Below are 22,220 nucleotides of genomic sequence, written 5' to 3'. Positions count from 1 at the left end.
AAATGTGGGAGCTGGCTTGCCTGCGATAGCGGTTGTTCAGTCAGCCAATTCGGTGACTGATATACCGTCATCGCAGGCAAGCCAGCTCCCACATTTGGTTTTTGTCAGGTCTCAGTTATCCATCGCGCTCAAGATCGCATAAGCCAACTTCACCCGTTCGGCATTCGGGTAATTGCGGTTAGCCAGAATCACCACCCCCATGTCCTTGCTCGGCACATACGTCACATACCCACCAAAACCGCCGGTAGAGCCGGTTTTGTTGTACAGCACGTTGGCCGGTTGTGGCTGTGCCGGGGTCAGCCAATTGACCTTGTGCGGTTGCATCGTCATCTCGGTGGAGTTGCCATCCAGTAAGGCCTGCAGCTTGATCGGGTAGGGGTAGCGCTCCCAGCCCAGGCCCTGGGTCATGCCATTGACGGTGTAGTAACCCGCGTGAGTGGTCGCGATCGCTTGTTGCAGCGGTTTTTCCAGGGTCTCGGGGTGCAGGTTGGCGATCACGTAACGGGCGAGGTCCTGGGTGCTGGATTTGATGCCGTAGGCTTCGCTGTCGAGTGCGCCGAGGGTGACACGGACCGGCTTCTGGTCCTTATCGTAGCCTTGGGCATAGTGCTCGGATTTACCCGTGGGCACGCGCACATGGGTATTGCTCAGGCCCAGCTTGGGCAGCAGGGTGTTCTCCATGGCCGCGTCGAACGGCTGCCCCAGGCTTTGCGCCGCCAGGTAGCCGAACATGCCAATGCTGGGGTTCGAATACAGGCGTTGTTCGCCCGGCGCGTAAGTCGGTTTCCAGTGCTGGAAGTAGCCGAGCATGGCTTGGGCAGTGTCGGCCGCATCTGGAAACTGCAGCGGCAAGCCGCCGGCGGTGTAGGTCGCCAGTTGCAGCAGGCTGATGTGGTCGAACACGCCGCCGGCCAGGGCGGGCAGGTGCTGGCTGGCGGTGTCCGAGAGCTTGAGTTTGCCGGTGGCCTGGGCGTAGCCGCCGAGGGTGGCGGTGAAGGTTTTGCTGATCGATCCGATTTCAAACAGGGTGTCCTGGTTCACCGCTTGTTTGGTTTCCTTGGATGCTACACCGTAGTTAAAGTATTGGACCTTGCCTTGGTTGACCACGGCGATCGACAGGCCGGGAATCCCTTGCTGTTGCATCAGCGGTTTTACGCTGGCATCGACTACCGTGCGCAGGTCAGTGGCGGCCATGCAGCTGCCGGAGCTAATTAACAGGGCGCTGAACAGAATTTTTTGTAAGCTGTGATTCATGCGGGTTCGCTTCCATGTAAAGAATGTGCTGACGATCAAGGCCTGCGCAGGCGGGGTAAATCTAGGTGGATTTTGTTCGGCGGGCAAACGATGATATCTCGCATCAGCCATTAGTTAATTTAGGGTCAAGCATGCTGCGCTCCCATTTACCGCTGAATGCGTTGCGGGCATTCGAGGCTTCCGCCCGGCATTTGAGCTTCACCCGCGCCGCCATCGAGCTGTGCGTGACCCAGGCCGCGGTCAGTCATCAGGTCAAAAGCCTGGAGGCGCAACTGAATGTCACCTTGTTCAAGCGCCTGCCACGCGGCCTGATGCTGACCCGCGAAGGCGAAACCCTGCTGCCGGTCGTACGCGAATCGTTCGACCGTATTGCGCTGACTTTAGGCCAGTTCGAAGGCGGCCATTACCGTGAAGTGCTCACAGTCGGAGCGGTGGGCACCTTTGCCGTCGGTTGGTTGCTGCCGCGCCTGCCGGATTTTCAAAGCCGCTACCCGTTTATCGATCTGCGGCTGTCGACCCACAACAACCGTGTCGACGTCGCCGCTGAAGGCCTCGACTACGCGATCCGCTTCGGCGCCGGTGCCTGGCATGGTACCGAGGCCTGCCAACTGCTCGAAGCGCCGTTGACCGTGCTGTGCGTGCCGCAGATTGCCGAGCAATTGCACACGCCGGACGACGTGCTAAAACACACGTTATTGCGCTCTTACCGCGCCGATGAATGGAACCTGTGGTTCCAGGCCGCCGGACTGCCGGCCGACACGCCGGTGCCGCGCAGCATCGTATTCGACTCGTCGCTGGCGATGATGGAGGCCGCGCAGCAGGGCATCGGCGTGGCCTTGGCACCGGCAATGATGTTCTCGCGGCAACTGGAGAGTGATGTAATTCGCCAGCCGTTCACCGTAGGCATCAGCACCGGCAGTTATTGGCTGACGCGTTTGCAATCGCGAGCCGAAACCTCGGCCATGGCCGCGTTCAAAGGCTGGTTGAAAGCGCACACCGCCCAGGCTTGAAGTTTTTATTCTTGAAACAAAATGAAACATTTGTAACGGGCCAGCCTCTACCGTACCCCGTACCGAGTGCTTCCATGAAAATTCCGCGCCCCTCTGCCCGCATGCCCCACCTTATCCAACTGCGCAACCTCAAGATGGCGCGCTCGGCCCATGCTTATGTGCGCGGCAGCACGGTGCAGTTTTACGAGTGGTTGCACAGCCAGCCCGGTCGCCGCTTGCCCCATGGCCCGGCGATCTGGATCTGCGGCGATTGCCACGCGGGCAACCTCGGCCCGACGGGTGATACCAAAGGCCGTATCGACATGCATATCCGCGACCTCGACCAAACCGTGATCGGCAACCCGGCCCATGACCTGGTGCGCCTGGCGCTGTCATTGGCCACCGCCGCACGCGGCTCGGACCTGCCGGGCGTGACCACCGCGCGCATGCTGGAAGAAATGATGGTGGGTTACGAACAAGCCTTCAAAGACAAACCCGATGAAGTGCCGCCGCGTCCCTCCCAGGTCAAGGCCGGCATGCGCAGCGCGGTGGAGCGCACCTGGAAAAACCTGGCGCGTGAACGCATTGAAAGTGCGCGGCCAACCATTGCGCTGGGCAAGCACTTCTGGTCATTGTCGCGGGCGGAAAAGAGCGCGCTGGAGAGCGTCTGCGCCTCGGATGAAATCCATCAGTTGGTGACCTCGCTCAAAGGCCGACCCAAAGACGCCAAGGTGCAATTGCTCGACTCGGCCTATTGGGTCAAGGGCTGCAGTTCCCTCGGCTTGCTGCGTTATGCGGCCTTGCTGGGTGTGGGCGACAAGGACGACCAGGAATATTGCCTGATCGACATCAAGGAAGCCGTCGGCGCCGCCGCGCCCCGGGCGGCACGCGCGAAAATGCCACGCGACAATGGCCGGCGCGTGGTGGAAGGCGCCCGCCAGCTGTCACCGGGCCTGGGCGAGCGCATGCTGGCCACGCGTTTTCTCGATCACGGTTTCTTCATCCGGGAACTGCTGCCCCAGGACATGAAGCTGGAACTGGACGAATTGAGCGAGATCGATGCCATGCACGCCGCCGGTTACCTGGCCCGCGTGGTCGGCATCGCCCATGCGCGGCAGATGGACCGCGATACGCGCAAGGAGTGGATGGCAGTGTTGCAGGAAAACCGCTCCAGACAACTGGATGCGCCGTCGTGGTTATGGACCAGTGTGGTGCAGTTGGTGGGCAGCCACGAGCAGGGGTATCTCAACCATTGTCGGCGGTATGCGTTGGAACACTAGAAGCGGGGCATCATCGGTGCGGCTATTTATTGGGTTAAGAAAATTCCGCTATTACTTAGGAATCTTCTTAGTTGATTAGTCGCTATCTTGAAAGTGTCAAGTGAATCTCTATTGCCGCTTGTCGGAAAGGTGAAGTGTAAGAGGCACGCACATCGACTTTATTCGCATATATATCAATAAGTTAGTTGTTATTTTGTGATGGTTTTATGATTTGCCGGAATGTTGGCATATTCAAATTTCGATGATAGCTTCCCGCCTTCAATTACCGACGGATCGAATATGCACTTGTCCACGCCATGGATTCGGCCATTACTGTGCCTGACAGTGTTGTGCTTCAGCGCCCACAACAGCGCCTTCGCCGCGACTAATCCAGGTGACCAGGACCTGATTCGCGACCGGCAAAACCGCCTGCTGGAAGAACAGCAGCGGCGCCTTGAAGAACTCAAGGACCTGCCCGGCAAAGAGCTGAAACCGACGGCGCCCGCCACCCCCGTCGATACCCGTTGCTTCCCCATCCAGCACATCGAACTCAAGGGCGCCGACAACCTGTCTGCCGATGAGCGCGAGCGCCTGACCAAGCCCTATGTCAATCAGTGCCTGGGCGTTTCCCAGCTGAATGAATTGCTCAAGCGCGTGACCGACTATTACATCGACAAAGGTCTGGTCACCAGTCGCGCCTACTTGCCGCAACAAGACCTGTCCAGCGGTCGTCTGCAAGTATTGGTGGTGGAAGGCAAGCTCGAAGGGGTTAAAGGCGCCGACAACAGCAAGCTGTCCGAGCGCGAGTTGGCCATGGCTTTTCCCGGCCATAGCGGCGACTTGCTCAACCTGCGAGAAGTCGAGCAGGCCATCGATCAGCTTAATCGTTTGCCGTCCAACCAGGCACAAATGGAACTGGCGCCCGGCACTGTGGTGGGCGGCAGTACGGTGCTGGTCAAGAACAACCCGCAAAAACCCTGGCGTGCCAGCCTGTCGCGCAATAACGATGGGCAGCGCAGCACCGGCGAGCAGCAGTGGGGCACCGGCTTTGAGTGGGACAGCCCGCTCGGCCTGGCCGATCAACTGGTGCTGCGCGGCGGCCACGACGCGATCAGCGACCATCAAAAAACCTCTAAAAACGCCATGCTCTACTACAACGTGCCGTGGGGCTGGTGGAACTTCAGCTACAGCTACAACCAGAGCGATTACCGCTCGGTGGACCAGGGCGATGGCTTTGACTTCAAGCAAACCGGCGACAGCCAGAACCACCAGCTGCGCGCCGAACGGGTGATCCATCGCGACGCCTTGAGCAAAACCTCGGTGAACGTTGGCCTGGCGCACCTGCGCACCAACAACTACATCAACGACAGCCACCTCAAAGAGAGCAGCAACCGCCTCAGTGAGTTGCAGCTGGGCATCAACCACGGGCGCCGGATTGGCAGCGCCTTCGTCAACCTCGACGTCGGCATGCAGAACGGCACCGGCGCGTTCGACGCCCAGGGCAATCACAACCCCGGCCCGGGCGTGCCGGATGCGCGCTACCGCAAATACACCGCCACCGTCAGCTACCTGCAACCGTTCAGGCTGTGGGGCGAGTCCTTCAGTTTCACCAGCCTGGCCACCGGCCAACGCAGTGAAGACGTGCTGTTCAGCCCGCAGCGCATGAGCCTTGGCGGTTCCTCGTCGGTACGCGGTTACAAGGACCAGCAACTCAACGGCGACAGCGGCGGCTACTGGCGCAACGACCTGCGCTGGAGCCGCCCGGTGACGCTGGAGTGGCTGCGCCCGGTATTTGGTGAATACGGCGCCAGTGTCGGTTATGACCAGGGCGTGATTCGCAATGCACGCTACAACGGCGAAGTACACGGCCGGGTCTCAAGCAACTCGCTGGAGCTGTTTGCCCGTGGCCAATACGTGAGCACCAGCGTGACCTTTGCCCACTCGCTGGAACGACCGGCCACGCTGCTTGAGCGCGAAGCGCCGATCTACTTCCGCATGGATTTTTTCCTCTAATTCAACGCCCCGTTGCATCGAGAATTTGAAATGGATGTTCGCCAGTTTGCCTTCCTTGTTCGCCAGCCTTCGGCTGCCCTGAAAAGCCGTGACGCGTTCCTGGGCCTGCCCAAACGTGGCCTGGCCCTGATTTTGGCCAATGCGCTGTTCTGGCAGCCATTGTTGGCTCAGGCCGAAGGCATTGTGGTCAGCGCACCGGGCACCAGCGTCGGCCAGGCCGGCAATGGCGTGCCGGTGGTGAACATCGCCGCGCCCAACGGCAGTGGTTTGTCCCACAACCAGTTCAAGGACTACAACGTCGGCGCCAACGGGCTGATCCTCAACAATGCCACCGCCATCACGCAGTCGACCCAGTTGGGCGGGATCATCCTCGGCAACCCCAACCTGCAGGGCCGCTCGGCCAATATCATCCTCAACGAAGTCAACGGCGGCAGCCCCAGCCAGTTGCGGGGCTACACCGAAGTGGCGGGGCAATCGGCCAAGGTTATTGTTGCCAACCCTTATGGCATCACCTGCAGCGGCTGCGGGTTCATCAATACGCCGAATGTGACCCTGACCACCGGCAAACCGGTGCTCGACAACGGCCGCCTGGACCGTTACCAGGTCGATGGCGGCGCCGTGACCATCGACGGTCAGGGCTTGAACGCCAGCAACGTGGACCGCTTCGAAATCATCACCCGCTCAGCCAAGATTAATGCGCAGATCAACGCGCGCAACTTGACTGTGGTTGCCGGTCGTAACGACGTTAACGCCCAGACCTTGAATGCGACGGCACGTGCCGATGACGGCAGCGCCAAACCGGAATTGGCGATCGACTCGTCGGCATTGGGCGGCATGTACGCCGGTGCGATCAAACTGGTGGGCACCGAAGCCGGTGTGGGCGTGAAGCTCGACGGCACACTGGCAGCCAGTGGCGGCGATATTCAGCTGGATGCCAACGGCCATTTGAGCCTGGCGCAAACAGCGTCCACCGGCAACATCAACGTCACCGCGCAGAGCGTCGATCTCACCGACAAGGTTTACGCCGGTAACAACGTGCAGGTCACCAGCGCCCAGGCGCTGGTCAACCAGAAGAGCCTCGCTGCCCGCGACAGCATCACCGTGGCCAGCAATGGCCAGGTCACCAACAACGGGATCATCGAGGCGGGCGTCAACGCCGATGAAGCGCGCAATGCCAACGGCGATGTCAGCCTGTCTGCCGCCAGCCTTAAAAATACCCAAAGCGTGGTTGCCAGCCGCACCTTGACGGTGACAGCTGCACACAACCTCGACAACCAGAACGCGTCCTTGAGCGGCGCGAATGCAGTGGTCAACGCTGGCCAAGTGGATAACCGTGGCGGTCGCGTGCTGGGCACGGCATCGCTGAAGGTTAATGCCACGGGCCTGGATAACCGCGCCGGTGGTGTGTTGCACAGCGACAACAGCACCGACGTCACGGCGGCCACCCTGCAAAACCAGAACGGCCGCGTGATCGGCCTCAATTCCCTGACGCTCGTTGCCGGGCAAGTGGGCAATGACAACGGCTTGCTGGCCAGCCAGCAACAGGCCCACGTAACCGCCGGCCTACTGAGCAACCAGGCAGGCGAAATCTCCGCCAACCAAACCAGCGTTACCGCCACGACCCTGGATAACCGCGCCGGCAAACTGCTGGGCGCCCACCTCAATGTGCTCGCCAGCGGCGCGATCGACAACCGCCTGGGGATCTTCTCGGCCACCAGCCTGCTGACCCTGCAGGCCGCCAGCCTGGACAACAGCGGCCAAGGCACCGTCGCCAGCCAGGGCAACCTGACCGCGAACATCGCCGGGCTGTTCGATAACCACAATCAAGGCAACCTGGTCAGCCAGGGCGCCCAACAGGTCAGTGTCGGCCAACTCAACAACGCCCAGGCCGGGCTGGTATCGAGTAAAAACACCCTGGTACTGCACGGCGATACACTGGCCAACCAGGGCGGCCTGGTGATTGCCGACGGGGCAATGACCCTCACCGGCGGGAGTGTCGACAACAGCCAGCAGGGCGTGATCAGCAGCAAGGCCAATACCCGCGTCGAACTCGCCAGCCTCAACAACAGCACTGGTGGCCGACTGAGCAGCGACGGTGGCCTGATCCTCAGCGCCAGTCAAATCGAAAACGGCGCCGGCCGGATCAGCGCCAAGGGTGACCTGCTGGCAACCGTCGGCGTGCTCAACCAACAAGCCGGCGAATTAGTCAGCGAAGGCGTGCTGAGCTTCACCGGCACCGCCCTGGATAACCGCAACGGCGGCCTCATCGCTGCCACCCGTGGCGTCGACCTGTACAGCCCGAGCATTCTCAACCAGCAAGGTGAAATCTCCAGCCAGGCTCGCGTGCGGCTGGGTGCCGATCAACTCACCAACAGTGGCGGCAAGGTCATTGGTGACGGCGGCCTGGTGCTCACCGTGCAACGCCTGCTCAACCAGAACAAAGGCCTGTTGGCGGCGCGCCAAGGCCTGGAATTGAACGGCGGGCAACTGGACAACAGCCTCGGCGGCCGCGTGATCAGCCAAACGGGCGTTAACATCAACCTGAGCGGCGATCTGCTTAACCAAGGGCAGGGCGTGTTACTCAGTGACGGCGCGTTAACCCTCAATGCCGGCACGCTGAACAACAGCCAGGCCGGTGTCATCAGCGCCAAACAACAGCTTGACCTGCGCAGTGCGAGCCTTAACAACAGCCAGCGCGGCAGTATCAGCAGTGATGCCGGGATCCTGCTTAAAACCGGGCAACTGGACAACAGCCAGCAAGGCTCGATCTTCGCCAAGTCCGCTCTGCAGGCAAACCTCACCGGGCTGGACCAGCATGACCACGGCGAACTGGTCAGCACTACCAGCATCGACCTGGACCTGAACCACGGGCAACTGATCAACCGTGACCACGGCCTGATTGCCACGCCCGGCCAATTACTGCTGCGCAACCTCGGCAGCGTCGACAACAGCCAGGGCGGCGAGCTTTCCAGCACGCAATCCTTTGCGGTGGTGGCCGACACGCTGAACAACCGTGGCGGCAAAGTCATCAGTGGCGACAGCTTGCAGGTGCGCATCGCCCAAGCACTGGATAACAGTGTCGAAGGCGTGGTGTCGGCCAAGAACCTCTTGCAGGTGGCGGCGGGCAGCCTTGACAACCAGGCCGGTGGCGCGATTGCCAGCCGTGGCGCTGTGGACCTCAAGGTCAATGGCGCCCTGGACAACCGTAATCAGGGCCTGATCAGCGCGGCGACCACGCTGGATGCAACGGCGGGCGCATTGAACAACAGCGACAAAGGCCGGCTCTCGGCCGGCACTCGCCAAACCCTCAGCACCGGCGCGCTGGATAACAGCCAGGGCGGGCAACTGGTCAGCGATGGCAGCCTCACACTGACGGCGGCCGATGTCAGCAACCGCAACGGCGTGATCGGCAGCCAGCAGGCCTTGAGCCTGAACGTCGCCAACCTCGACAACACGGCGGGCCTGATCAACAGCCAGGGCGACCTCAGCCTGGCGGCGCAGCGTGTGGATTCAAGCCTTGGCGGTGAACTCTCGGCCAAGGGCAACCTGCAACTGGTGGTGCAACAGCTGATCCAGCGCCAGGGCCGCCTGATTGGCGAACGCGCCGTGGCGCTCGACCTGCAAGGCGGCGACCTCGACAACAGCGCCGGCCTGATCAGCGCCAAAGGGCCGCTGAGCTTTGCGCGCCTGGCCAACCTCACCAACCGCGAACAAGGCGAAATTTCCAGCAACATCGGGTTCAGCGTGGCCGCCCAGCGTATCGACAACAGTGATCGCGGGGTCATCCTCAGCACCGATCAACTGCGCGTCGAGGCGAACACCCTGATCAACGCCAACAAAGGCCTGATCTCCGGCTGGAACGGTTTGACCGTGGCCGGCGGCAGCCTCGACAACAGCGCCGAAGGCACGCTGTCGAGCAAAAACGGCAGCCTGCACGCCAACCTCAGCGGCGCCCTCGATAACCACGCGGCGGGCGCCCTGGTGAGCCAGGGCCTGCAAACCCTCAGCGCGGCGAGCCTCAACAACGCCCAAGGCATCATCTCCAGTCAGGGCGATGTGGGCCTCAGCATTGCCGGGCGCCTGGACAACAGCAACAACGGCTTGATTTCCTCCAGCCAGTTGCTGGGCTTCAACCACGCCCAAAGCCAGATCCTCAACCGTGGCGGCCAGATCAGCGCGGCCAACATCAACCTGATCGGCCAGAGCCTGGACAACAGCGGCGGCCAACTGATCAGCCAGGGCAGCCTGCAAGGCACCCTCAGCGGTGCACTGATCAACGCCAACAATGCGAGCCTGGCCAGTGGCGGCGCGTTGCTGCTCAACGCCGCCAGCCTCGACAACCGTGGCGGCCAACTGGTCAGCCAAAACCGGCTTGACCTGACCCTCGCCAACGGCGATTTGAACAACAGCGGCAAAGGCACCCTCGCCAGCCAGCAAGACCTGCTGATCAAACTGCTGGCCGGTGACGTCAACAACCAGCAAGACGGCCTGATCTACAGCCAGAAGGGCAAGCTTGAGCTTGCCGCACGCACCCTCGACAACCAGCAGGGCACCTTACAAAGCCAGACCGACAACCTGCTGCGTCTGAGCGGCGCCCTCAACAACCAGGGCGGCCGGGTCGATAGCCTCAGCGGCAACCTGGACCTGAACGCGGCCAATGTGGCCAACACCAGCGGCGGCATTCTCAACAGCGGCAAAGGCTGGATCAAACTGGTCAGCGGCCTGTTCGACAACAGCGGCGGCATCACCCAGGCGCAATCGCTGGATATCGACGCCAAGGGCGGTGTGCTCAACCAACTGGGGCACCTGTCGGCCCTGGGCGGTGAAAACCGCATTGTCACCAGCAGCCTGAACAACCAGGGCGGCGGCGTGTATGCCAACACCTTGCTCAAGGTGACGGCCGCAGACTTCGATAACCAGGGCACGGCAGCCAACAACGGCGGCAAGGTCGGCGCCCGCAGCATCGACTTCGGCCTCACCGGCACCTTGAGCAACCGCTTTGGCCTGATCGAAAGCGACGACACCCTGCGCCTTGCCGCACAAACCCTCAACAACGCCGGTGGCAACCTGCGCGCCATGGGCCGCGTGGGCAACACCGATATCAACGTGTCGGGCCTGTTCGATAACCGCTTCGGCGCGCTGGAAAGTGCCAACGAAAATCTCAACCTGCAAGCCGGCAACCTCGACAACAACGGTGGCCGTATCGTGCACACCGGCAGCGGCAAATTCGACCTGACGTCTGATCAAGTCACCCGCGCTGGCGGCAGCTTTGTCACCAACGGCCAGTTGGACATCAAGGCAGCGAGTTGGACCAACAGCAGCGTGATCCAGGCCGGGCGCTTGAACCTCGACATCGGCCAGTTCACTCAGACCGCCAGCGGCCAGTTGTTGGGCGCACAAAGCCTGACCGGCACGGGCGACACCTGGACCAACGACGGCCTGCTGGCGAGTGACGGCAGCCTCAACCTCACGCTCAGCGGCGGCTACAGCGGCAACGGCCGGGTCAGCAGCCTCGGCGCCATGACCCTCACCAGCGCCAGCATGGACTTGGGCGAAAACGCCCGCATTGCCGGCGGCGCGGTCACCCAGGTCAACAGCAGCACCCTGACCAACCACGGGCGCCTGACCGCCCTCGGCGACCTCACGGTAAACGCCACCACCCTGAACAACTACGGCACCTTGGGCGGCGCGGAAAAAGTCCGCCTCAACGCCACCCACCTGCTCAACGACAGGGGCCTGCTGTTCAGCGGCAACGACATGACCTTGCGCGCCAACGATGTGCGCAACAACTACGGCGACGTCTACAGCCTCGGCGGCCTGGACATTGCCCGCGACGATGCGGGCGCGCGCAGCAGCCTGATCGAAAACGTCTCCGGCAGCCTGGAAAGCGCCGGCAACATGCGCCTGCTGGCCGACACCCTGAGCAACCGCCGCGACCAGTTCAGCACGCAAAAGAAACTGGTTTCGGGCAACCTCAATATCTATTCCAACGACTTCTGCAAAGGCAAAGGCTGCGAGCTGTACTTCACCTCCGTAGAGAAATACGAAGACGTGCTGGTCGGCAGCTCGACCTCGGCGTTCATCAACGCCGGTGGCGACCTGACCGTCGGCAGCCAGACCTTCGATAACCTCTACAGCTCGGTGTCTGCCGCCAGGAACATCCTGATCAACACTGACGTGCTGACCAACCGTGGCGCGGCCGGCGGTGAAGAAGTGCACCTGAATTCGGGCTTTTATACCCGTGACCGCAGCTTCTACAACACCTTCATGGAGCGCCAGAACCAGTTCAACGTCTATAACAACCCCAACTCCGGCGACTACCGCCCAGGTGAGATGACCCTGGCCAAGATCATGGCCGGTATTGGTAACTTTTACGAAACCAGCACTTACGTAGTGCCGACCGCCGGCAGCGTCATTGCCCAGGCGGTGATTCAGGCGGCTGGCTCGGTGACGGTCAACGCCACGCAAAAAATCGACAACAGCGTGATTCGCCCCAACGCCACCGACATCAAGGCCCCGGCGCAAAACCACGACACCAACTCCGACGTGTTCGCCTCCACGGTGAAACCGGCGATTACCGCGCAACTGCCGCCAGACCTGGCTCAGCGCCAGGTCAACCCGGCCACCTTGCCCGGCTTCAGCCTGCCCACCGGCCAGAACGGTCTGTTCCGTTTGAGCGGCCAACAGGCCAAGGCGGACAGCGCCGCCAGCGCCTCCACAGGCAATGGCGATTTCAGTGTCGGCGGCCGCCAAATCGCCGGCAAAGACCGCGAAAAACCGCTGGACTACAGCGCCGTGCAAGAGCGTGGTTTCAGCGTCGATGGCCAGCCACTCAGCGGCGCGGTCACCGGCCAAGGCCCGCTGAACCTGGACAGCCGCGCACCGTCGGTAACCCGCGTACAAGGGTTGCCGCAAATCGCCGCAGTCGACAACAGCCACAAATACCTGATCGAAACCAACCCGGCGCTCACTGACCTCAAGCAGTTCATGAGCTCCGATTACCTGCTGGGCAAATTGGGCTACAACCCTGATACCGCCTGGAAACGCCTGGGCGATGGTCTGTATGAGCAACGCCTGATCCGCGAAGCCGTGGTGGCCCGCACCGGCCAGCGCTACATCGATGGCATCGCCAGTGACGACGCACTGTTCCGTTACCTGATGGACAACGCCATCAGCTACAAGGACTCGCTCAAGCTGCAACTTGGCGTGTCGCTGACCGCCGAGCAAGTCGCCGCGCTGACCCACGACATCGTGTGGATGGAAGAAGCCGAGGTCAACGGCCAAAAAGTCCTGACCCCAGTGCTCTACCTGGCCCAGGCCAACAACCGCCTGGCGCCCAACGGCGCACTGATCCAGGGCCAGGACGTAAGCCTGATCACCGGCGGTGACCTGCACAACAGCGGCACCCTGCGCGCCACCAACAACCTCAGCATGGTCGCCGGCAACATCGACAACAGCGGCCTGATGCAAGCCGGCAACCGCCTGGAAATGCTCGCCACCGACTCGATCCGCAACACCCGTGGCGGCATCATCAACGCCCGCGACATCAGCGCCACCGCCGTGACCGGCGACATCCTCAACGAGCGCACCGTCACTACCTTCAAGCAAGAAGGCGAGGACTACCAACTGCGCAACGACGTGGCCAGCGACGCCTCGCGCTTCGAAGCCACCGACACCCTCAAGCTCAACGCCGGGCGCGATGTGCTCAACGTCGGCAGCGACCTCAAGGCCGGTGGCAACGCCAGCGTGACCGCCGGGCGCGACGTGGTGATCGCCAGCCAGACCGAACAGGACGACTACGCCTACCAACGCCGCCGCGTCAAAGGCACCGAGCAAACCACCCTGCAATACGGCTCGAACGTGGACGTGGGCGGCAACCTCGCCATCGACGCCCGCCGCGACATCGCCGTGGTCGCCAGCACCGTCAGCGCCGCCAAAGACCTCAGCGTCAAAGCCGGCGAAAACCTGACCCTGGCCGCCGCCGCCAACGAACAACACGACTACTCAAAAGGCAAAAAAGGCGGCACCAAAACCACCACCCAACTCGACACCGTCACCCAACAAAGCGCCGAACTCAAAGCCGGCGGCGACCTCATCGCCATCGCCGGCACCGACCTGACCCTGGTCGCCAGCAAAATCAGCGCCGGCAACGAAGCCTACGTACACGCCGACAACGAACTGAGCCTGCTGGCCGCGCAAGACAGCAACTATTCGTTGTACGACATGAGCAAAAAGGGCGGTTGGGGCAGCAAGAAAACCCAGCGTGATGAAGTCACCCAGGTGACGAATGTGGGGAGTGAGATCAAGACCGGTGGCGACCTGACGTTGCAGAGCGGCGGGGACCAGAAGTATCAAGCGGCGAAGCTCGACAGTGGCGGGGATATTGCGATTGTCAGTGGTGGGGCGGTGACGTTTGAGGCGGTGAAGGATTTGCACGACGAGAGCCACACCAAGAGCAAGGGTGACCTCGCCTGGACTAGCTCCAAGGGCAAGGGCAACACCGACGAGACTCTACGCCAGACGCAGATAGTTGCGGAAGGCAACGTCGTGATTAAAGCCGTCGATGGCTTGAAGATTGATATCAAGCAGATCGATCAGAATACGGTTAGCCAGACGATTGATGCGATGGTTAAAGCCGACCCGCAGTTGGCTTGGCTGAAAGAGGCCGAGAAGCGCGGAGATGTGGATTGGCGCCAGGTTAAAGAGCTGCATGACAGTTTCAAATATAGCAATTCAGGCTTAGGCGCCGGCGCGCAAATCATCATTGCAATCATCGTGACGTACTTCACGATGGGTGCCGCCAGCGGTGCAATTGCTGCTGCAGGGACGGGGACGTCGATGGCAGGGGCGACGGCTGCTGCCACCGCTACCTCTGCTGCGGGCTGGGCCAATGCTGCGGGCAGCGTCGTTCTCGGCGGCATGGCGAGTAACGGTGCAATCAGCACCATCAATAACCGTGGCAACCTGGGCGCTGTCTTGAAGGATGTGACTTCGAGCGATGCGATGAGGGGCTATGTGGTATCCGGTGTCACTGCTGGCTTGACTGCTGGTGTTTATGACAAGTGGACCAGCACCCAGACCGGTACTTCCACCGCACTACCCAACACTGGCGCGGTAGCTACCACAAGTCCGTTGAGCACTTGGCAAGGTGTGGGGCAGTTCACGGCCAACCAAGCACTGCAAAACGGAACATCAGTCTTGGTGGATCGCGCGCTCGGAGGGGAAGCCCGTCTTGGGGAGGCGTTGCAAAATAGCTTGGCCAATGCATTTGCGGCTTATGGATTTAACCTGGTCGGGGATGTGTCCAAAGGCCGGTTTACAGAGGGTGGCATTACCAAGATTGGGTTGCATGCCTTGATGGGCGGGTTGGCAGCAGAGGCTTCTGGAGGCGACTTCCGCACAGGCGCGCTGGCAGCTGGCGTAACTGAAGCATTGGTAGATAGCCTCGCCAAGAACTACGCCGATATGCCCGATGACCAGAGGAAAGGTTTGCTGGTCATGAATTCGCAGTTGATTGGTGTGCTTGCGGCTTCGGTACTAGATGGTGCTGATGCGAAAAGCCTGCAGACTGGGGCATGGGTGGCGGGTAATGCAACACAGTACAACTACCTCAATCATGAGGAAAACCAAGAGCGCCGCGAGGCTAAGAAAGACTGTCAGGGAGGGGATAAGGCCGCCTGCGGTCGCGCTGACGCCTTGGACAATCTGGATAAACTTCGTGATCTGGAACTGAAAACCGCTTGTACTGCGAACGGCGCCAGCAGTACCTGCCGCGGTTTACGACAAAAAGCGGAAGAAGCCGCGCGGAGCCTTGTGGCCGCCAGGTTTGGTCCTGAAGCCAAAGAGCAGGCTAAGGAAACTGCCCAAAACAAGGAACTTGCTGCTTATTCGATTGAGGCTGAGCTTCGCAGTATCAAGGAAATAAACAACCCATTTGCTGCGGCACAAACGGCGCGGCTGGCAAAGGAACTTGCTGAGTTCGGTTCAGACTTTATCCCCATCTACGGTGACGCAAAGGGATTCTATGAGGCGCAGGATCCGTTCGATTATGCGATGGCAAGCGTTGGGTTGATTCCCGGGCTTGGAGATGCAGCTCAGAAAATTTTGGGTAAAGCGAAAAAGCTATACCTTGAAGGGAAAGTGGCCGAGTCGGCGGACTTGGTGGAAGGGCTAGCGAAGAATTTACCATCGGGAGCAGGTCCTAAAAACCCACTTCTTGGCGATTCGATATCGCGAAACGGTGAGCGTTTGGTCGTGAATCAGGGGCCTGTACCCACCTGCGGGCATAACTCCTGTGGAATGGTTTTGGATACCATGGGGAAAAAGGTTGACATAGGCAATTTGATAGAGAAACTTCCACCCGGAAAAGACGGTATTTTTCCTAACGATGTTGCAAGCTTAATGAAATCCGAGGGTATTAATGCTGCCGCCTATGCTGGCCGTAATGTTGCTGACTTGTCGAGATATACCTCAAATGGAACACCTGTCGTTGTTCAGGTGGTAGATAAAACTAATGGCACCAACTTTTCCCATTTTGTGGTGGTAGATGGCGTTACTCGGAGGAATGGTATCGATGTTGTTGCGATACGAGACCCCCATGGAAAGCAGTATTTTAGTCCGGTAACTACTTTTGAAAAGAATTTTTCCGGTTATGTTGTTGTCCCAAAGGAAGCTTTGAAATGAAATTAAATATTGTTTTTCCTCGGACGATGGTTGCCGAAAGCCTGCTTGCCCAGAGACTAATTCCGTGTGTGTGTAAAATATCAAAAGAATTTGAAATATGTTTTTTAGATCCGCTTCCTGAGGTGACAGGAGTCGTTTCGGAATGGGACCGTTCAGAACTCGAATTAAGAGCAATTTCCGGCGTGGGAGGGCAGTATTCGCACTATGCGCACAGTCGAGTAACATTAAAGAAAATACAAACTGACGTTTATCAAATTTTGGATCTTGAAATGTTTTATAGGCTTTTTGGATGGTGCAGTGTATTAAATGATGGCATCTATGCGCAGCCAGGAAAATTTTGGGATGATGAGTAGCAGGCGGAAATGGGGTGGGTTTATTTAGTCGCAAAAAAATGGGGTCAGACCCTGAGGGATCCCCACAAATTTACCCTAAACTCTGCGCTTGATGGCTTAGCTCATCACGCAGAGCCCGCTCCAATATTTCCAAGTGTCCTCGGCCCGCAAAATCTGTGCAGCTTCGCCTGGAAAAGGGCACAGATTTATTTGATTTTCATAGGGTGTTTGTGTCTAAGGTAGGCGAGTTTATTTAGGTGTAGTGTACTTTTTGGAGTTATACGTATTTTTTCGTTTGAGATATTAAAATCTAGTTCTTTAATAAATTGGCTTTTATTTTTTACATCTTGGGCTCTGAGTTTAGCCAGATCGGGCGGCTCTGCGCCGCCCGAATTTATTTATAAGTCTTGCGAAATCAATCTTCGTCCAATCACACCCATGAGATCGCAGCCATCACGCAATGGGGAAAAATGGGGTCAGACCACTATTCTTCTGACGGAGCACTAAACGTGGTCTGATCCCTATTTTTATAGTTCTGGGCATTACAAGCCGCCAGCATCGTTGAGTAGTAACTCCGGGCTGCCAGAAGATTTATTTAGCCCGAAGCGAAAAATGGAGTCAGACTACTATTCTTCTGACGGAGCACTAAACGTGGTCTGACCCCTATTTTTCTTTCAGGTTCCCGCTGGTCAAGGAAAGCACTTCATTATTGTTGACAGTGTTAAGTCTGTTGATGGCGTAAGTTACTATATGACGCGAGATCCGTATGTCGGACCAAGAGGTGTTCAGCAGGGGTTGCTGGATGGCGCAATTTCAACAGGCGTTAACGCCATTGTGATAGGAAAGTGATAATGAATGTTGGCGATATTGTTGAATTAGAGGGCTGGTTGGTTATTATTGATTATAAGCTTTTCCTTATACCAGAAAACTATTCAGAAAGTTATGAAGATGGTGAAATATTGAAATGTCTAATCCTGAAATAATGTTTTCTGTGATGGATGAAATCCTTCCCTTGGGCGGAGGGAAGAGCTTTATATTTTATAAGTCTAAGGTTTCAGGGGTCTTGATGGAGCTTTCGCCGATGAAGATTAAGCCAACAGCTTTATCTGTAGAGGAGAGAGGGCGTGGTTCTATTTCTGTAGATATCGAGGTTGATGTTGAAAAGCATAAAGCTCGGTACGAGGATTTCCTTAAGAATAGACAGAATATTAAATTCGGTGATTGGCTAGATTACTTGTAGAGAAAAATGCGGTCAGACCACTATTCTTCTAACCCCTATTTTTCCACGCAGCTATATCCTGCGAAGTTAGGTGCTGCTGACAAATTTGGTCAGAGAATAACCATAGATATGCCAATGACCGGGCCAAATGGTAATACGGCAACTGTTCGTACTGGCTGGATATTTGATCCAGGCTCGTCCACACCTAATATGACGACTCTTTATGTTAAGAGCACTAAACGTGGTCTGACCCCTATTTTTCTGGCGTGGCAACACCTACGGCGAATGGAATAATTCACTACTCTAAGGATGGTATCCACATTGTGCCAGCGAGGCCGTGAATAATGTGTTCTCTTGATGATGTGATCGTGATGGCCCGTCTGAATATTCAAAGGGCATTGTTAGGTAAGGTTTCAGGGAAGCTTCGTGCTGTTATATTTTCAGTATCGGGACTGATTCTGAATATTAGATTCTATTTTGACGGAGAAATCGATGATGATGATTTTGAGTCTGCCTCCTGTGTTGAAACTGAGGTGATTGCTGATTACGAGGATGACTGGACGGTTATAGTGAAGTGCTTGCGGCTAGATGCCTCGGAGCCCATACTTGATCAGGGAGTTTGGGTATTTAAGCGGCGTGAAGTTTAAGAGTAGCTAGGCTGGTACAAAAGCTACTGCTCCGAAAGTAACGGCAGAAGGTAAGATTGATGGTCAGGCGTTCACTGATGTTAACCAGACGGCGAGGCCTGGCTCTCAAGCCAAAATTGATCAGCCGACACTAATAGCTGATCGAGTAAATACAAAAATAGATTCATCTGGTAAACCTTGACCAAATGCGAATATGGCAACTGCACATGCCGAAATTGGAGTCATACAGCAAGCTTATAATGCTGGGAAAACCGAAGGGCTGCTATGACTCTTAAAGTTGAGGGGCAAGCTGTTTGCGGTTATTGCAGAGGGGATATTGCAGCAGCTGCGGAAAAAGCTGGCTTAAAGTCTCTTGAGATCAATGAGGTTGCTACAGGTAAAACTCTGTATTGGAGGCCCGGCATGCGTTGTATTAAAGAGCTAGATTGATGAAAAATTATTCGTTGTCGTGGGTGCTTGGCGTCGGTGATGAGGCTCATGGGGGGAATAAAAAACTCCCGGATTGGCAGGATATTGACTGCTATCTCAAGAAAATTAAGGAGGGGAAAGGCTCTCTAACGTTAAGTATTGCTGGTGGCTCAGATATAGGTCCACAGCTCCTGCAAGTTTTTTCGGATGAGGGTAAGTATGTTTTATTCCTGGGTGAAGATGATGGAGTGGATTATATTGTGCGTTCTTATTTGAACCCAGAGTTAAAAAATAGTAAATATGAGATTTTAGGTGATATTTGGAGTGGTGAGCTGGTCTGCTTGGACTTCTCCGTTGTAAAAGAGGCGTTTGAGACTTTTTTTCTGACAGGTGATGTTAGCCTAGAACTATTGAGTTGAATAAGCCTCCTCAATTTTATAGCGAGCTAAACGAGAAATGGGGTCAGACCCTGAGGGATCCCAAGCCAGCAGCGTGCAGAGCGAAAAATGGGGTCAGACTACTGTTCTTCTGACGGATCACTAAACGTGGTCTGACCCCATTTTTTTGTCAGGTCGCCAAACCTGATCGCCATATGGGCGACGGGCCGAACTACAAGCGCCGCGCCCAAACCCCCGCAAGGCATCAAAGTGCTGGCCCACGCACAACGCTTCACGTCTTCATCCCCACGGCCGATACCCTGGCGATGATTAAACGCATCAAAGAACCTGCGCTGACCAATCGCCGGCGCTCTCAACCCGCTCTACCGTCACACCACAAGGAAGAAGTACATGATCAAGCTGTTCTGCAAAGCTGCTGTTGTATTGTCCCTGGCCACGCTGTTTGGCTGCTCCTCGACGCCGTCAGTGGAGAAGATGCAGGCTGACGTGGCGAACTACTCGTTGCCCAAGGCCGCCGTCGCCGATAAAGGCCTGGTGTATGTCGTGCGCCCAAGCAACGTGGGGATGATGGTGCGGTTCAACGTGTTCCTGGATGACAAGGAAGCCGACTCGGAGATGGGTTACAACCGTGGTAACCAGTACATTTATTTCTTCGTGTCGCCGGGCCAGCACGTGATCAGTTCCAAAGCTGAAAACTGGGCTGACATGCCGATCAACGTCAAGGCCGGTGAGGTGGTTTACCTCAAGCAGGAAGTCGAAATGGGCTTCGCCGTGGCGCGCAACAGCCTCAAAGTGCTGAGCGATGTGGAAGGCCGTTATCTGGTCAAGGATGCGTCGTTGGGTACCGTGGCAAAAGAAAGCAAGTGAGTTAAAAAGCGCTTGAGGCGGCCGGGCGTTGAGCTTGGCCGTTGTTGCTGTTTACATAAGTAGGAGTGACACCGTATGGACGCAGTTACCCCCGCTAAACGGCCGACCATTCTGGCCAGCATCGGCCGTCGCGTGCTGGCCCGAATCATCGACTCTGGCATCGCGGTGCTGATCTTTTTCATCGTCAAGTTCGGCGCGGAGGTGCTGTCGACGTTTGTCCCCGCCGTGACGGCCAAGGGCGGGTTCCTTGCGGCGTTTTTCGCAGGTTTTGCCTACCTCTTGCTCGCAGACGCGCTGCCCAATGGCCAGAGCCTGGGCAAGCGCTTGCTGAGCATCGCGGTCGTCGACCGTAAAACCCGTAAGGGCTGCTGCATTTCTCAGTCGTTCACCCGCAATGCCGGGGTGCTGGTGATCATCGACTGGGTGTGGATTTTTCTTGAGTCCAGAACCCGCCTAGGCGATATGTTCGCCAAGACCATCGTGATTCAAACCGGCAACTTGACTAAGGTACGGAGTCTTGCCGACATCTATGACGACGGGAAGCCCGGCAAGGACTGAAAAATGACCGAAAATTTATTCGCTACACCTACGGCCAATCTTGAAATTACCCCGCAGACCACGCCAGAGTTTTATGTCGTTTCTGAGCGAAAGCTGTTTATTTTGTCTGTCTTGAGTTGGGGCCTTTATATGTATATCTGGTCCTACAAACATTGGAGTAACTACAAAAAAGCCACCCAGGACGATATTTGGCCTTGGGCACGCGGGCTGCTGTGTATTTTCTTCGTACATAAGCTGTACCGGCGCGCCGACCATCAGATTCGCATCACTGGGCGCTCGTATATTTTTGATTATGAGCAGTGGGCGACGATGCTAGTGGTGATCACAGTGGTGGCACATATCGTAGACAGAATGTCTGACCATATTGAAAACATGGCAGCACTTGCCGCCTGGCTTTTTATCGCGATCCCGCTGCGGGCTTACCTGATGCAAAAAGGCCAGGCGATGCTCAATTTTGCGGCGGGAGATGCTGAGGGTGAGAGTAATACCCGCTTTAACTTCTTGAACTACCTGATCATGGTGCCAGGCGCGGCGCTGTGGGGGGTAATGCTTTATGTCACGCTACGTTCGTACTTTTGAAGTGTGGCAAATGAGGTAAAAGAGATGAGCTTATTGAATTTTTTTGAGATTTTTCAAGAAAGTAAAATAAAGACGTCTTGGTGCTAAGTGTAGTGATCAAGTACGTGAAAGGTGCGAAAAAAGATAGCCCGCAAATAAGTAGTCTATATGAGGTTGTGAAATTGAAAAATTTAATATTGGTCGGTCTCGTTGCTTTGCATTTGACGGGTTGCACTTGGACAGATGCCAGTAAAATTGCACCGGGTGAGTACATGATTACCAGCAGTGGTAGTATTTTCAATTCAAGGGCGGGGCTGTTGGAGAATATAAATCAAGAGGCTAAAAAGGCTTGTGGTGGCGCGGGTTACCATTTGGAAGGCGACAAAGACGCTAATATGCTCGTTAGCACTGTATCTCATTTGGGACCTACGCCAACAACAATGCTTGGGCTAAAAGCAGTGTGTGAGGGGCGTGGTGAGTAGTTGGAGTGTAAACGAGTAGATAGAAGTTTTTCTCGCCTCTACTTGATGAGATTCTATATCCTATAGATAGGAAGCTTAAATTATGAAAGATGCCAGTAACTCAAGCTCCAGTTCTCGGCCTTGGTACGCTTCGCGTCCGGCCCCGGTCTTTATGATTGTTTTTTATTGCTTTATTGTATTTATGCAAACAGCTCTTTGGGTCGTAAGTGTCGGTTTTTTGCAGGCTCGACAAGGGGATATTTCGTTTCTGATGCTTGCGGGTGTAAGTGTAGTCGCGTTTCTGGTGTTCGCTGGTGGATTAATGTTGTTTGGAAGAACAAAGAGCAGTTCCGTATGTTTTATTGTCGCTCTGGTATTAGGAGTGGCTATTTCTCTCAGTCAGATGCGCGCTGGATCTTTTATTTACGCGCAGGCGCTTCCGATGTTTCAGCAATACGCTTTGATTTTCGGGGTCTGGGTATATAGCTTACAATTGCGTACAATTGGTTATTATTCGCCGGATAAAAAAGAATTGCCAGCAAGCTGAGGGTAAGCTTTGGGGCTTGCAGCCTCA

At 56.9% G+C, this 22,220-nt stretch carries 16 protein-coding genes; 15 read left to right on the top strand and 1 reads right to left on the bottom strand.

What is annotated here, in order from left to right:
- Nucleotides 1–111: 111 nt before the first annotated feature.
- On the bottom strand, nt 112–1,254 hold the full coding sequence (ampC, locus tag PSH96_RS15510) for a class C beta-lactamase (RefSeq protein ID WP_305453738.1): 1,143 nt from the start codon (nt 1,252–1,254) through the stop codon (nt 112–114).
- Nucleotides 1,255–1,385: 131 nt separating this feature from the next.
- Between ampC and PSH96_RS15505 the strand changes: the two genes are divergently transcribed.
- The 15 genes from PSH96_RS15505 to PSH96_RS15445 all read left to right on the top strand — a co-directional run bounded on the left by PSH96_RS15505 (nt 1,386) and on the right by PSH96_RS15445 (nt 22,193).
- Entirely contained in the window at nt 1,386–2,264 is an 879-nt protein-coding gene (locus tag PSH96_RS15505; protein ID WP_305453737.1) for a LysR family transcriptional regulator, read from the top strand.
- Between the two features lie 74 nt (nt 2,265–2,338).
- Nucleotides 2,339–3,523 carry a DUF2252 family protein gene (locus PSH96_RS15500; protein ID WP_305453736.1) on the top strand — a complete coding sequence of 395 codons (1,185 nt, stop codon included), beginning with the start codon at nt 2,339–2,341 and terminating at the stop codon, nt 3,521–3,523.
- Between the two features lie 279 nt (nt 3,524–3,802).
- Nucleotides 3,803–5,515 (top strand): ShlB/FhaC/HecB family hemolysin secretion/activation protein, encoded by a 1,713-nt coding sequence (locus PSH96_RS15495; protein ID WP_305453735.1) that lies wholly within the window; start codon nt 3,803–3,805, stop codon nt 5,513–5,515.
- 30 nt (nt 5,516–5,545) lie between these two features.
- The gene (locus tag PSH96_RS15490) at nt 5,546–16,198 is read left to right on the top strand and encodes a filamentous hemagglutinin N-terminal domain-containing protein (protein WP_305453734.1); all 10,653 of its coding nucleotides are present in this window, start codon (nt 5,546–5,548) and stop codon (nt 16,196–16,198) included.
- Nucleotides 16,195–16,551, top strand: a complete 357-nt coding sequence (locus PSH96_RS15485) for a hypothetical protein (protein WP_305453733.1) — start codon at nt 16,195–16,197, stop codon at nt 16,549–16,551. Before PSH96_RS15490 ends, PSH96_RS15485 begins: the two co-directional genes overlap by 4 nt.
- Nucleotides 16,552–17,494: 943 nt before the next feature.
- The gene (locus PSH96_RS15480; RefSeq protein WP_305453732.1) at nt 17,495–17,770 is read left to right on the top strand and encodes a hypothetical protein; all 276 of its coding nucleotides are present in this window, start codon (nt 17,495–17,497) and stop codon (nt 17,768–17,770) included.
- Nucleotides 17,771–17,776: 6 nt separating this feature from the next.
- Nucleotides 17,777–18,043: a DUF6883 domain-containing protein gene (locus PSH96_RS29620; RefSeq protein WP_370694299.1), complete on the top strand. Its 267-nt coding sequence runs from the start codon at nt 17,777–17,779 to the stop codon at nt 18,041–18,043.
- Entirely contained in the window at nt 18,016–18,090 is a 75-nt protein-coding gene (locus tag PSH96_RS29615; RefSeq protein WP_370694368.1) for a polymorphic toxin type 50 domain-containing protein, read from the top strand. Before PSH96_RS29620 ends, PSH96_RS29615 begins: the two co-directional genes overlap by 28 nt.
- A gap of 30 nt (nt 18,091–18,120) precedes the next feature.
- Nucleotides 18,121–18,396, top strand: coding sequence for a hypothetical protein (locus tag PSH96_RS15475; RefSeq protein ID WP_305453731.1), 276 nt, complete (start codon nt 18,121–18,123; stop codon nt 18,394–18,396).
- A gap of 428 nt (nt 18,397–18,824) precedes the next feature.
- Nucleotides 18,825–19,223, top strand: a complete 399-nt coding sequence (locus tag PSH96_RS15470) for a hypothetical protein (protein ID WP_305453730.1) — start codon at nt 18,825–18,827, stop codon at nt 19,221–19,223.
- A gap of 453 nt (nt 19,224–19,676) precedes the next feature.
- A complete protein-coding gene (locus PSH96_RS15465; protein ID WP_305460082.1) occupies nt 19,677–20,069 on the top strand; it encodes a DUF2846 domain-containing protein in 393 nt (130 codons plus the stop codon).
- 75 nt (nt 20,070–20,144) lie between these two features.
- Entirely contained in the window at nt 20,145–20,627 is a 483-nt protein-coding gene (locus tag PSH96_RS15460) for an RDD family protein (RefSeq protein ID WP_305453729.1), read from the top strand.
- Between the two features lie 3 nt (nt 20,628–20,630).
- Nucleotides 20,631–21,206 (top strand): hypothetical protein, encoded by a 576-nt coding sequence (locus PSH96_RS15455; RefSeq protein WP_305453727.1) that lies wholly within the window; start codon nt 20,631–20,633, stop codon nt 21,204–21,206.
- A gap of 92 nt (nt 21,207–21,298) precedes the next feature.
- Entirely contained in the window at nt 21,299–21,667 is a 369-nt protein-coding gene (locus PSH96_RS15450) for a hypothetical protein (protein ID WP_305453726.1), read from the top strand.
- Between the two features lie 82 nt (nt 21,668–21,749).
- A complete protein-coding gene (locus PSH96_RS15445) occupies nt 21,750–22,193 on the top strand; it encodes a hypothetical protein (RefSeq protein ID WP_305453725.1) in 444 nt (147 codons plus the stop codon).
- Nucleotides 22,194–22,220: the final 27 nt, after the last annotated feature.

Origin of the sequence: Pseudomonas sp. FP2338, from assembly GCF_030687515.1 — a bacterium.
GTDB lineage: Bacteria > Pseudomonadota > Gammaproteobacteria > Pseudomonadales > Pseudomonadaceae > Aquipseudomonas > Aquipseudomonas salomonii.
The sequence above is the reverse complement of the archived record's forward strand: the minus strand, read 5'-3'. Positions and strand labels throughout refer to the sequence as shown.